Here is a 13,480-nt window from a genome sequence, read left to right on the forward strand (position 1 = left end):
CTTCTTTATTCTATTAATATATAGTAATCAGCCAGTAATGGAAGCAAGTGCAGGAACTCTGATAAATGCTATGTCACCAAGTCTTGTAATGTTAACTACAACATGATCCTGACGGACCTCAGCTACAGGAAGCTGAACCCAGGTTCCGCCCTGGTTCTGATAAGCCGCAATGTTTTCTCCATCTGCAACTCCGCCAACATAGAAGTTAACCTTAGCTGTCTTGAAGTTTACACCAGGTGCGCTTGCATTGATGCAGGATACCAATGATCCACCAAGCTTACCAGCAAGGGTATTAGCTGAAGTGATAACGCCTGAACCTGGAGCCTTGATGGTGAGTGTAGCATTGCTTCTGCCACCATTGATTTCTACTCTGCCACCCTGGTATGTCACTGTTCCCCCAAAGTTTACGTAGTTGCTGTTGCTTGAAGGAGCAGGTGTTGGTCTTGAGTTTCCGCCACCGCCGCTGCTGCCTCTTGCTTTAACAGCTTTTGTAAGTTCAGCAATCTGTCTTGAAAGCTCCTCATTCTGAGCCCTCATCTCTTCAAGCTCTTCAATGATCCTGTCGATTGAAGGTGAGCCAACCTGAGAGTTCTGTGTCTGCTCAGCTGCAAACACACAGATTGATGAAGAAATAAACATCACACAACAAAGAGTAAGAGCTAATATCTTTTTCATTTACGCGCCTCCATACTTTCTTTTTTGTTTGACCATTAATTATATTATATATGATGTCAGAGATTCTATCCATCTGACCAATCACCAATCCAAAGAAGGGTCTGAGTAATCCACCTCTCTGTCTATAGTTCCCATTACATCTCCCACAAGACATCCCACAACAACTATCTGTTTGGAAGGGTCATCCATGTTCTGTGTGGTAAGCGTAATAATGAAATTATCCGGCTCAACCATACCTGCCCAACCATTCCTGAGCATCTTGTTCATGCTCTTTCCATGGTCAACCTCGTCAAGGAAAGCCTGACATCCGGCTGCGTAGGTAAAGTCATAGGTCTCAAGGAGTCTTGTGTAGTTTCTGGTATAGGCGGCATACACGTAGTAAACAAGTGCGTTGCCTTCCAAATATACGTAAATGTACTCGTGTTCGTCGAAGTACTTTTTATCCAGAAACTTCTGAAGATCTGCAAACATGGTCCCATCTGATGGTGAAGACCCGTGTAAAACTTCGTTGAAATCACACATATTAGTGAGATTAGCGCACTCTGTGTATATCGCGCCCTTAGGATCTGACTGCCCAAGATAATTGTGGGTCTGGTAAAAAGAGTCATCTCCATCTCCGCTTTGACACACTGGGTAATCAATTGCGGTCCCAGGGACATTTATCCATGCAAAAATATCGCTGTTCTGGCTCTTTAGCTTTTCAAAATCAACCCGGGGTTCATCAGAGATCTCACTCCCATTCCCCTTAGCAGGATCATCATTTCCTTTTGCTGCGCATCCTGTAAGCATCAGCGATGCAAGGATTATTGCCAAAAGCCTTTTAAGCGCAATCTTCTCTATGTAGTTATTTCGGCATAAACTTTGCATTTATTTAGCCCACATAATCAACTTTTTCATAAAAAGTATCAATTATAGTCTGATAAAGATCCTCTTCATCCACGATAAACTCTTCAAACTTACCTGTCTTCTGAGTCTTGCCTTCAATAACCTTGATGTCTGATGGGTCAAAGCTGTAGCTGGTTATGTATGGAGCCAGATAGCTGACCTCATCAACAGAGATGTTGGTAACCATCATGTCACTTACAGACTTAAAGAGACTTACTGCAAAGCCAGGATCCTCTGCGCTATTTTCACGAACAGCCTCAATAAAGCCGTTCAGATACTGCTTTTGTCTCTCAAGTCTTGCATCGTTGGATCCGTAAATAGCGGTATCTCTCTGTTTGATGTACGTGAAAGCCTGTTCGCCCTCAAGATGAACATCTTTTCCTTTTTTAAGGGACTTATCCCACTTGGTGAGATCTTCTAAAACAGTTACATCCACTCCACCCACCTGATCGTTAACTGTAGGTATGGCGCTCATGTTTATGGCAACATAGCCATGGATAGGCAGCTGATAAAACATGTTTGAAACAGCCTTCACCTGGTATTCACAGCTCTTTTCCATGCCATCGCCGAAGGCGTGCTGTGCTGCTATCTGTGCCACCATAGTGGTCTGATATCTTCCGTACTCATCGTAGAAATCCACGTCAGTCATGGAGTTTCTGTTTATTCCGATTACCTTTATTGCTCCCTTTCTGTTGTCCAGAACCAGAAGGAAAAGAGCATCTGCCTGTCCGCCATCATCACCCTCTGGAACCGCAGTTACCACCTCATCAGTCTTGTCAATGCCCATAATGAGGAACGTGGTGATGTCTTCATTGTAATCGTAAACTTCTCCGTTGTATCTGACCCAGTCTGACTGCCAGGCCACTTCCTGACTTGCAGGCTGCTCTTCGTAGTCCGTAGGCGCCATCATAGGCGTACTGGTAGCGGATTTAGAGCTGAGATTCGATTTTCCAAATATCCTCACCATCTCGAAGCCAACAAGACCGATCACTATAAGGGTCATCAGGCTCGCCCAAACAATGAGGAAAACTCTTCCTTTTCCCCGCATATTGTCTCCTGTTAATTACCGGTTGTATTGTTTTCTGCTGTGGCTGACGTCTCTGAAGTAGCCTCGCCTTCACCCTGGGTCTCTGTTTCATCCCCCACAGGGATCATAAAACCGCCTTCGCCGCTCTCCTTATTCATGCCATCCATCATGTTAGGAAACATACCATCTTCCATAGTCTCGGAAGAATCACCGTTATAATCAATATCTGCTATGTCAGCAGGAAATACTCTTGACTGCTTGGTCACGTTACCTGAAAGGTCTGCGACTGCATAATAAACAACCGCAGTCTCTTTTTCCCTGTTAAGGACCACCTTTTCAACCACGATCCTGCGGGTTAAGTCTCCGTCCTTGGCATCGTATGCTGCAATTCCGTTCTTTAAGTCATTGTCTGTGGTCTTGGAATCATAGATTATATCCACAGACGAAAAACGAAACTCAGGCTCGATGCGATCGCTTCTGCCATAAGCTACCACGATCAGAAAGATCAAAACGCCACTCAATATTGAAAAGAATATTCCAAGAATATTACCTCTCATCTAATTCTCCTATCAGTCTTTCCTTGTGACGCCTGCCAGGTAGTTGAGCTCGTCCAGGTCATCGTCATCAGGTTCTATATCTGCAACAGAACTGCTTGGTCTTGGCGGCGATGGAATATCAACACCATCATCTCCATTTCCGTAGTATTTGCCGTAATACTTGCCATAGTACTTGCCATAATAGCTGCCATAGTGGCCATAGTAACCCTTACCAGAGATATCTACCTTGTTAAGGACAACTCCCAGCATCTTGGCTCCAGCCTTATCCAGCTGGTCCTTGACTCTCTGGGCAAATCTGTAGCTGATGGCATTACTCTCTATGACCATAACTGTGCCATCACACTGCTTGGCAACAACCGCAGCGTCGATAACGCTTCCAAGAGGAGGTGTATCAATGATGACATAGTCGAATACCTGCTTCATATTCTCAAGAACCTTACCAAAGATCCTGCCGCCCAGAAGCTCACTTGGGTTTGGCGGTACAGGTCCCGCAAATACAACATACAGATTTGGGGTGTCTGTCTCGCAGATAACGCTTGAAAGACGCTCTCTACCTACGAGGCAGTGGGTAAGTCCAAGTCTTACAGAACCGGTTCTGTATCGTCCAACAAGAACGGACTTACGCATATCTGCATCCACAAGAACAGTCTTTTTACCCGCCTCTGCAAAGGCTCTTGCAAGGGCCATGGCAACTGTTGTCTTGCCTTCACCGGGCGTACAACTGGTTACTGAAATAACCCTCACGTTCTGTCCGGAGAATTCGATATTGCTTCGAAGGGTCTTATATGCTTCTTTTATCTGATAGTTGTTTTCAGACTGGCTGAAATGGAGTTTTGCGCTCTGCATGTGATCTCCTTATTTCTTTTTCTTATCAGACTTCTTGGATTTCTTTTTATCAGTTTCTTCTAATGTGAGTGGAACCAGTGCCAGTGTGCTAAGTCCCAGGTGCCTCTCAACATCGTCGTTGCTCTTAATTGTGTCATCAAGAAGATATCCCAGGATAACAAAAAATGCCACAACTACTGCTCCAAGGAAACCTGCAATAACAGTCCATCTGGCAACACTTGGTCCAGCCTTCTGGGTTGGAACATTAGCAGTCTCAGCAACATTGATGGCGTCGATATCCATAACGTTTGTGATGTGCTCACTGGCCACTTCTCTTATGCAGTTAGCGATCTGCATGGCCATGAGAGGATCCTCGTCCCTTGCTGTTATGGCAACAATACGGGTATCTGACGGAGTATCAACCTTGAGAACATCTGAAAGACTTTCATAGTCCATATCCACAAGATTAAGTCTCTGGATAACCTCCTCTAAAACGTAGCGGCTCTTGATAAGCTCTGCATAGTCCTGAGTCAGCTGTGTGGATATCTGCACGTCAGAATATGTTACTGTCTGGTTCTCTTCTTTATTCAGAATGTATATCTTGGTGGTGGAGTCGTAAACCGGATGGATTACGAACTTGCTGATAAACAGTCCTGCCAGGGCAAAAAAGATACCGGCGCTGATGATAAGAAACGCCCTGCCCAAGAGCACTGCAAAAAGCTCGCCAAGATTGATTTCAATTATGTCGTCCCTATTCCCCATAGGTTACTCCTAAGTAATGGTTCATTTTATCTGTTCATTGCGAATGACGTTTGCCGCGTTAAGGAAAAACAGCCTTGTGGCGTAGTCCTCGCCAAATTTTCGCTCAACATAGTTTCTGCAATCAAGAAGCTTTGGCGCTCTCTTTTTTGCATCGTGGGCATCTGATGCCACAAAGTGAACCAGCTCACTTTTTAACAGCTTCTTACAAAAATGCCCTATTCCAAATCCATAGTCTCCCATGATACTGGAGGCATTGACCTGTATGTAACATCCCATATCCACCAGATCCTGTACCCTTGCCGGGTGACTTACAATGTCGCTGTATCTCTCGACATGGGCTATTATCGGAATGTATCCAGCCCCCTGTACCCTGTAAGCCGCATTCTGTATAGACTTAAAAGTGGCTGTTGGATGGAACTCAACAAGCACGTATTCAGAGCCTGCCAGTGGGCATATCTGTCCATCTATCAGCTGGTCCATGGTCTCATCACTATAGTAGATCTCATTTCCGGAAAAGAGCTTTATCTTAAGCCCCTCTTCCTTGGCCGCCTCCTGAAGCTTCTTCCTGTACACAACGTTGTGCTCAGGGCTGACGTTGTGGTGCATGGGCTTGTGATGCGGTGTAAGGATCATATGTGTGATGCCATTTTTCTCGGCTATCTTAAGCATTGAAATACTGCAGGCCATATCTGGTGAACCGTCGTCAACGCCTGGCATAACATGGCAATGTATATCTATCGTAGGCTGCATAGCGCTCCTAAACATAGTTACCTTAGAATATAAAATTACACAATAATTATACACCAAAAAACGTACTATTCCAATATTGTGTGGTTAATAATACGAAAAGTACCATATGTAGATTTGATGATATTTAAGGACTAAAAAACTTATAAACTCATGTATTTTTTAGTGTAAAAATGTGCACATTTTTTCGATAGTACGATATTATAATTTTATAGGTATGTTTTGCACTCGGAGAGAGGAGAGGAAAGCATGAAGGTACGTAAGATCAGTATTACAAAGAAACTGATAATGGGTGTGATAGCTCTTTTCCTGATATCTGATATCATCCTGGGCATCATAATCTACAACAAGGCCACTGATATCTTAAATCTCGAGATCAGAAAGAACACCGAGGGAATCGCTGCTTCTGCAGCTGCGCTAATTGATGGAAACATTGTTGCTTCCGTTCAGCCTGGCGAAGAAGGCACTGAGGCGTATCTTGAAGTCAGCAATCTCCTCACCACCATCTTGGATGGGACTGGCATCGAGTACCTTTACACCGTAAGGTATGCTGAGGGTGGCTCTCTTGAATATGCAATAGATGCCCAGATTGAGGACTACTCCGCTATAGGCGATGAATTTGACGACGAGGAGGCAATCCCTGCTCTCCAGGGCCAGATCGTATCAAGCAAGGAACCCTACACTGATGAATGGGGAACCCACATCACCTCCTATGCTCCTATCAAGGCCGACGGAAAAGTTGTTGGCGCAGTAGGTGCCGATGTAAGCATGGACTGGGTTACAGAGCAGACATCTTCACTTATGAAAGCCATCATTATAACCTGCATCATTGTTCTACTTGTTAGCAGCATCATCTTCTTTATCCTCAGCAGAATGCTGGCTTCAAAGTTTAATGCCCTTAACGACAAGATCGTAGAGCTCTCCAATGGCGACGGCGATCTTACAAGAAATATCGAAGTTGACTCTGGCGACGAGTTTGAGGTTATCGGTAACAACGTCAACTCTCTTATCCAGTTCATCAGAGAGATGCTTTTGTCCATCAACTCAGACTCCAACCAGCTTAGCACTGCATCTGGAAATATCGCAGTTAATATCAAGGATGCCCGCAGTAATTCAGAGGCCATATCTTCCACAATTACAGATATGAGTTCTATGATGCAAAATACATCTAGCTCCCTTAACGAGATGACAGAGCTTATGACCGATATCACCAATTCCTTCAAGGATATCGTTGAAGAGATTGACAGCGGCCGTAACTTCTCAAGAGACGTTAAAGAATCTGCATCTGAGACAGGCAAAAGAGCTTCTTCAGAGCGAAGCAGCACAGAAGAAAAAGTTGCCCAGATGGCCGAGTCTGTATCTGATAAGATCGAACGCTCCAAGGCAGTTTCAAGGATTGAAGATCTTACTGGAAACATCATAGCTATTGCAAGCCAGACTAACCTCCTTGCCCTCAATGCTTCCATCGAGGCAGCAAGAGCCGGAGATGCAGGAAAAGGCTTTGCAGTTGTTGCTTCTGAGATCGGTGAACTTGCAAGCAACTCCCAGAAAGCTGCTGGAGAGATCCAGACAGTTTCTTCCGAAGTTATCACCGCGGTTAACGAATTGTCCGCCGAGGCAGAGAACCTTCTTGCCTTCGTTAAGGACACCACCATTGACGGATATGATAAGCTTGTTAATATAAGCGAGGATTACCTTAACTCCGCTGTCAGAATCGATGAGATGATGGGACGCTTTGCTGAAGCTTCAGAGCAGATTCAGAAGAACGTCAACCTCATTCAGGAATCCACAGGCGCCATCAATTCTGCAGTTGAGGATGCTACCCAGAACGTTCTCACCACTGCTGAGAAGTCAGTCGAGATGAGCGAGAACATGCTCAAGATTGACGAAGATGCATCAGCAAGTAGTGAGCTTTCAAGCAAACTCCAGAACGAAGTTGGCAAGTTTAAGCTTGAGTAAACTGTGGAGCTTGGGATCTGACCTGACAAGTTTACCGGAGGAAAAGAGATGTTACCACAGGATCCTGTTATGCTGCTAAGTTACCTGAACACGCAGCTTAGAGACAATTACAGCGGCCTTGATTCACTGGCTGACGGCCTTGATATTTCAAAGGATGACCTTGATACAATAGTTTCAAAACTAGAGGGCATCGGATATAAGTACGACGCCGGCACCAATCAGTTTAAATAAAAACAAGGGAAGTCACATTATGCGGCTTCCCTTTTATATTCTGCTTAAAAAATTATAACGCCCATTTCACGACAGTTTACATATGATGCGCGCCCATGGATTGCGTGCAATCATTTTGTTTCTTCGGCTTTTGGGCCAAAATGGCCTATTTTCAAAAATGGGGTACCATGGTTTTTACAATATACTGATAATCCTCATGCTTTTTATTGTTTAAGAGGAATTTGATGCGCATTTTTTCCATACCACTTAGCGATATGGGAATGACTACCTTGCAATTCGTGCTATAGCAATAGGGTCCCCATTTTTGGAAAACCGCCCATTTGGCCCAAAAGTCAGCCATCACAGGCAAAATGCCACCTCCAGCCGGTTGGCATTCTAATCCATTGCTGCTTGATCAAAAATAAAGCCTGGCCTGACAGCTGTCAAAGGGACCGTGGAATACCGCAGTGGACATGTCCGCAAGGAATTTATTTAGTTTTTTTCTTCACCTTATTCTTAGTAGGCTTCTTGGATACGCTGTATCCGAACTTGCCAAGCTTCTTGCCAAGCTCAAAGTATTCGCCGTGGGAATAGGCTATAAGATCTGCTGCCCCAAGATCAAAGCGCCCCTTGTCGTCCATGAACTTCTCATCAACCGTTACGCACATAACTTCTCCGATGATCATGTCGTGGCTTCCAAGTTCTAAGATCTGATGAACCTTGCACTCGATGTTTACGGGGCTTTCAAGGATTCCCGGGCACTTTACCTTCTGGGACTCCTGAGGCGTAAGCTTCATCTCTTTGAATTTATCAAAGTCTCTTCCGCTCTTTACTCCGCACCAGTCTGCTGCCTTTACCAGGTCTCTTCCAACAAGATTAACAACAAACTCCCCTGTATCCTTAATGATGCTGTGGGAGAATCTCTCTTTCCTTACGGAGATTGAGAGCATGGCGGGGTTAGTGCACACATTACCAGCCCAGGCCACAGTTATGATATTGGGAGTCTCCCCTTCTCTGCCACAGCTCACCATCACTGCTGGCAGGGGATAAAGCATATTTCCAGGCTTCCATACTTGTTTTGACATATAAGTCCCTTTCATGGAATAATGCCGCCTGCGGCATTCTCGCGCCGAGCGCGGTTGCATTTATGCAACACATACATTACGCGCGAGTGCGCATCAAAATCACTGTGCAAGTACCATCATGATATCGTTGCTACGAGCTACAAACCTGCTCATTGCTTCACCTTCAAGTGGAGCGTTCTGGATGCGCGCAAGGTCGTAGAGGTGCTCAACGATCATCTTGGCGTTCTTGTCATCGCCGTGCTCCATTACATACTCAACAAGAGGATGGTTTGCATTAAGGATCAGTGTCTGTCCCTCATTGCCAAAGTCTCCCATGCTCATTCCGTTTGCCGCATACATCTTCATCATGTCAGCCATACGTCTTGCTTCCTCAGAAACTGTGAGCATTGATGACATCTTCTTGTCCTTGAGCTTCTCAAGCTTAACGGTAAGTCTGTCGTTCTTAAGAGCCTTCTTGACCATCTCTGCGAGCTCTTTTTCCTTCTCAGAAAGCTCAGCTGCTGCCTTCTTGGAAGTCTTGGACTTGAATGTATCTGTAAGATCAGCATCAATTCTAGCAAAGCGGATGCCTTCGTTCTTGCGCTCAAGCTGCTCCATGAATGGAACATCGATATTGTGGTTCATGATGAAGGCTTCCATCTTCTGGGCCTTGAACATCTTGATGTACTGGCTCTGCTGCTGCTCGTCTGTTACGTAGTAGATGGTGCGAGGCTCTTTATCCTCTGGCTTATCCTCAGCCTTATCAGCGCCTTCTGCAGAATCAAGCTTCTTGCCATCATCAACAACCTCAGCCTCAACCTTTTCACCGTTCTCGTCAACAGCACCCTCTTTGGCAGCCTCTTCCTCAGCCTCTTTGTTGATCTGCAGAGCCTCTGGAGTTGTGAGGTACTTACCATCAAGGTTCTTAAAGAGGATGAAGTCTGTCATCTTCTCGCAGAACTTGTCGTCTCTAAGGCAGCCATACTTGATGAATGGGCTGATGTCATCCCAGTACTTGTCATAGTTCTCTTTATCTGTCTTGCAAAGACCTGCAAGCTTCTCTGCAACCTTCTTGGAGATATACTCTGAGATCTTCTTGACGAAGCCATCGTTCTGAAGGGCTGATCTTGATACGTTAAGAGGAAGATCAGGACAGTCGATGACACCCTTAAGGAGCATCAGATACTCAGGAATAACTTCCTTGATGTTGTCAGCGATAAATACCTGATTGTTGTAGAGCTTGATCGTTCCCTCAATGGATTCAAACTCCATATTGATCTTAGGGAAGTACAGGATACCCTTTAAGTTGAAAGGATAGTCCATGTTGAGGTGGATCCAGAATAAAGGCTCCTTGTAATCCCTGAATACTTTTCTGTAGAACTCCTTGTACTCATCGTCTGTGCAGTCCTTAGGAGTCTTAGCCCAAAGTGGGTGAATATCGTTAAGAAGCTGAGGTCTTCTCTTGATCTTGAGCTGAAGCTCACCCTCTTTCTCCTCGCCCTCTTTCTTTTCAGGTTTGATCTCTTCGATCACTGTATCTGAATCAAGCTTCTCTGAAGCCTTAATGGTCTCTGTGCCTTCCTCGTTCTCCCTTGAAAGGTAGATCTCATAAGGCATGAATGAGCAGTACTTCTCGATGACTTCTCTTGCCTTATACTCATTGCAGAATTCAAGGCAGTCCTCAGAAAGGTGAAGAGTTACAGTTGTACCAACTGTTGTCTTGTCGCCGTCGCTCATCTCGAAGTCTGAGCCGCCGTCGCAGGTCCAGTGAACAGCCTCTGCTCCCTTATATGAAAGAGTATCGATATCTACGTAGTCAGATACCATGAATGTTGAATAGAAACCAAGTCCAAAGTGACCGATGATCTGATCGGCATTAGCCTTGTCTTTATACTTATTAAGGAAGTCTGTTGCTCCTGAGAAAGCTACCTGGTTAATGTACTCCTCAACTTCCTCAGCTGTCATACCAATACCATTATCTGTGATCTTGATGGTCTTGTCCTTGTCGTTGAGCACGATGTCCACACGAGGCTTGAAGCCTTCTGGAAGCTCATACTCACCCATCATATCCATCTTGCGGATCTTGGTGATAGCATCGCAGGCGTTTGAAATTACTTCTCTGTAAAAAATATCATGATCCGAATAGAGCCATTTCTTGATGATCGGAAACATGTTCTCGCTGTTGATTGAAAGATTACCCTTTTTTGAAGCCATAATTCTCACTCCTTTTTGTAAAAATCCATAATAATAGGGCATGCTGCTTATCGCCCAAAAACTAGTTTAAGACCCACAAAACCAAAAGTCAACAAAAATTTAGCACTCACCATCAGTGAGTGCTAACAAAAGTCAATATATGCATACTTCCTGTTAAACAACGTGCATCACAGCCTGAACTTCATGTTTTTCCAGATATTTATCTCTTGCCTTATCTCCCACAGCACAGACACACTTATACACGGTCGTAAGCTTTTCTTTCTCTGCCTTTAGTTTGTCTGAGTCTTCTCCCCAAATCAGGATAACCGGCATGCCTTCCTCTTTATCCCTAACAATCTGTTTCCCTTTTGGTAAATAGTCTTTTAACGCCTGTTCCAAAAGAGCATATTTAACAGGTTTGCTGATGTAGTCAGTAAAGCCCTTTTGTATGTAGCTCTCCTTGGCACCTATTATGGCATCTGCAGTAAGAGCGATGACCGGAGTGCCTTTGAGGATATCCATCTCCTTCATTTTGATGAGAGTCTCCTCTCCACTCATACCAGGCATCATCTGATCAAGCAAAATGCAGTCATATTTCTTTTTAGAAGCTCTCTCAATGCATTCTTCTCCGGACTGTACAAGTTCCAGCTTCATCCTGGTATCTGCCAATAATCCTTCTATAACTTCAAGATTCATGGCATTGTCATCAACCACGAGAACCTCAGCCTCGGGCGCATATAGAGCCACTTCATCGGTTCCTATATTATCAAGATAGTTTTTGACAGCTTTCGAAAAATCGCCGATGGGTTCTTTATTTATCACCTGCTGGGGAACCGTGATCGTGAATGTACTTCCCTTGCCATACTCGCTCTCGATGTCAATTCTGCCTCCCATCATATCCAGAAGACTGTGTGTTATATGAAGGCCCAGTCCAGTCCCTTCAATATTACGGTTTTTCTTTTCATCCAGCCTTTGAAAACTCTTAAAGAGCTTGTCCTTGTCCTCTTCCCTGATTCCCATACCTGTGTCTGAAACACTTATGACAAGATCCACAAAGTTTCCAGATTCAATTTCCCTTGCGGCGATCACAACGCTCACACTGCCTTCCTGTGTGTACTTGATGGCGTTGTTTATGATGTTTAGTATCACCTGCCTTATTCTGATCTCATCTCCGTTGAGAGTTGAGGGGATATCGGGAGAAACCTGAAAAACATACTCAAGCCCCTTCTTCCCAGCCCTTGGCCTCGTCATGTTGAGAACGTCATTCAGAACCGATGACACCTCATAGTCAATAGGTACGATTTCAAAGTTTCCCGATTCTATCTTGGACATATCAAGGATGTCATTGATTATGGACAAAAGAGTATTTCCTGCGCTCTTAATCTCCAGCGCATACTGCTTTATCCTGGACTCCCTGCTCTCTCTTATGATCATCTCATCCATGCCAAGAATGCCGTTAAGCGGCGTTCTTATCTCATGCGACATGTTAGCCAAAAAGTCACTTTTTGCCTTATTGGAGGCATTGGCTGCATCTTTTTCAAGCTCTAATACTTTCCTGTCATATTCCGACTTTTGTTCTTCAAGCTTCATCTCCTCCATTCTCGTCGTGTACTTTTTCTCATTGTTGTAACCCGCATAGTAAACCGCACTGATCATGGAGAAAATCAGGACACATATTATAATGATAACGATGCGCTGACTCCAGACCTCTGAGTACAGCTCTCTGTCGCTTACCACCATGACAACATACCAATCACTGCCAACGCTGTTGACATGAATTGTAGATTTTTCTTTTCCTATCTTATATGAAAAGCTGCCGGAATCAACCTCTCTGATAGTAGCAAGCAGTTCTTTGCCCCCTTCCGTTTCAGATATGTTGGTGCCTATTTTGGTCTCGTCTTCATTGGCAATAATCAGACCGTCACTGTCAATCACAAATCCATAGCCTTTTCCGTTGACTTTAAGTTCCTTCATCATTGACTGTATCCCACGAAGCTGCACATCCAACGCGATAACACTTTGCTTATCAGGCAGCATTCTGCAGGCGGATATTATCATGTTTCCAGTCTGAGCATCAACATAGAGCGGAGAAAAAGCCACTTCGCCAGCAGCTTTTTTGGCAACAATAAACCAGTCACGACTCTTGGGATCATAATCCTCTGGCGGAACCCAGTTGAGGCCGTCTATATATTTCCCCATGATGTATCCGTATAACCCTGTATAGTTTTCATCAAACTGCTCTGAAACATTTGTAGTTTCGTTCACCAAAAACTCATGTATCCTGGCAGAAGTAGTACCACTTACAAGCATGTGATGTACAGAGTCTCCCGCCACATGAAGAACGTTCTCGGCAGTGTTTAAATGATTGTCTATCATTGATGAAACTGTCATTATCCTGTCTTCCATAACCGCATAAGAATTGGAAACAGCTACCTTATACATCAAAGATGAAACATAAACAACCATGACCGTCATAAACACAAATACAAAGACAAGCGGTATGATCATATTATTCTTTTTTCTTTTATCTTCTGAAGCCGTCTTGTTCTGCCTATTCATATCACAGTCCTCTTAGA

The 13,480-nt window shown here is 44.4% G+C and carries 12 protein-coding genes; 2 read left to right on the forward strand and 10 right to left on the reverse strand.

From position 1 onward, the window contains the following. Positions 1–27 precede the first annotated feature (27 nt). The 7 genes from D6855_RS05560 to D6855_RS05590 form a co-directional block, all read right to left on the reverse strand. The gene (locus D6855_RS05560; RefSeq protein ID WP_120738879.1) at positions 28–675 is read right to left on the reverse strand and encodes a hypothetical protein; all 648 of its coding nucleotides are present in this window, start codon (positions 673–675) and stop codon (positions 28–30) included. An 81-nt stretch (positions 676–756) separates the two neighbouring features. Beyond that, a complete protein-coding gene (locus D6855_RS05565) occupies positions 757–1,542 on the reverse strand; it encodes a class B sortase (protein WP_120738881.1) in 786 nt (261 codons plus the stop codon). Between the two features lie 4 nt (positions 1,543–1,546). Beyond that, positions 1,547–2,608: an LCP family protein gene (locus tag D6855_RS05570; RefSeq protein WP_120738883.1), complete on the reverse strand. Its 1,062-nt coding sequence runs from the start codon at positions 2,606–2,608 to the stop codon at positions 1,547–1,549. Positions 2,609–2,619: 11 nt separating this feature from the next. Next, the gene (locus D6855_RS05575; protein WP_120738885.1) at positions 2,620–3,144 is read right to left on the reverse strand and encodes a hypothetical protein; all 525 of its coding nucleotides are present in this window, start codon (positions 3,142–3,144) and stop codon (positions 2,620–2,622) included. A gap of 12 nt (positions 3,145–3,156) precedes the next feature. After that, on the reverse strand, positions 3,157–3,990 hold the full coding sequence (locus D6855_RS05580) for a polysaccharide biosynthesis tyrosine autokinase (RefSeq protein WP_120738887.1): 834 nt from the start codon (positions 3,988–3,990) through the stop codon (positions 3,157–3,159). A gap of 9 nt (positions 3,991–3,999) precedes the next feature. Then, complete coding sequence (locus D6855_RS05585; protein ID WP_120738889.1) at positions 4,000–4,731, reverse strand: YveK family protein; 732 nt, start codon at positions 4,729–4,731, stop codon at positions 4,000–4,002. Between the two features lie 21 nt (positions 4,732–4,752). After that, positions 4,753–5,481 carry a CpsB/CapC family capsule biosynthesis tyrosine phosphatase gene (locus D6855_RS05590; protein WP_120738891.1) on the reverse strand — a complete coding sequence of 243 codons (729 nt, stop codon included), beginning with the start codon at positions 5,479–5,481 and terminating at the stop codon, positions 4,753–4,755. A gap of 246 nt (positions 5,482–5,727) precedes the next feature. Between D6855_RS05590 and D6855_RS05595 the strand changes: the two genes are divergently transcribed. Together D6855_RS05595 and D6855_RS05600 are read left to right on the forward strand one after the other, a co-directional pair. Continuing rightward, a complete protein-coding gene (locus tag D6855_RS05595) occupies positions 5,728–7,437 on the forward strand; it encodes a methyl-accepting chemotaxis protein (protein ID WP_120738893.1) in 1,710 nt (569 codons plus the stop codon). A gap of 48 nt (positions 7,438–7,485) precedes the next feature. Continuing rightward, positions 7,486–7,668 carry a DUF4250 domain-containing protein gene (locus D6855_RS05600; RefSeq protein WP_120738895.1) on the forward strand — a complete coding sequence of 61 codons (183 nt, stop codon included), beginning with the start codon at positions 7,486–7,488 and terminating at the stop codon, positions 7,666–7,668. A gap of 467 nt (positions 7,669–8,135) precedes the next feature. On the opposite strand, the gene D6855_RS05610 is transcribed toward D6855_RS05600, so the two are convergent. The 3 genes from D6855_RS05610 to D6855_RS05620 all read right to left on the reverse strand — a co-directional run bounded on the left by D6855_RS05610 (position 8,136) and on the right by D6855_RS05620 (position 13,463). Further along, positions 8,136–8,732: a flavin reductase family protein gene (locus D6855_RS05610; protein ID WP_120739174.1), complete on the reverse strand. Its 597-nt coding sequence runs from the start codon at positions 8,730–8,732 to the stop codon at positions 8,136–8,138. Positions 8,733–8,831: 99 nt separating this feature from the next. Next, positions 8,832–10,925, reverse strand: a complete 2,094-nt coding sequence (htpG, locus tag D6855_RS05615) for a molecular chaperone HtpG (RefSeq protein WP_120738899.1) — start codon at positions 10,923–10,925, stop codon at positions 8,832–8,834. A gap of 153 nt (positions 10,926–11,078) precedes the next feature. Then, a complete protein-coding gene (locus tag D6855_RS05620; RefSeq protein ID WP_120738901.1) occupies positions 11,079–13,463 on the reverse strand; it encodes a hybrid sensor histidine kinase/response regulator in 2,385 nt (794 codons plus the stop codon). Positions 13,464–13,480: the final 17 nt, after the last annotated feature.

The sequence above is a fragment of the Butyrivibrio sp. CB08 genome (genome assembly GCF_003625485.1).
Lineage (GTDB): Bacteria > Bacillota > Clostridia > Lachnospirales > Lachnospiraceae > Butyrivibrio.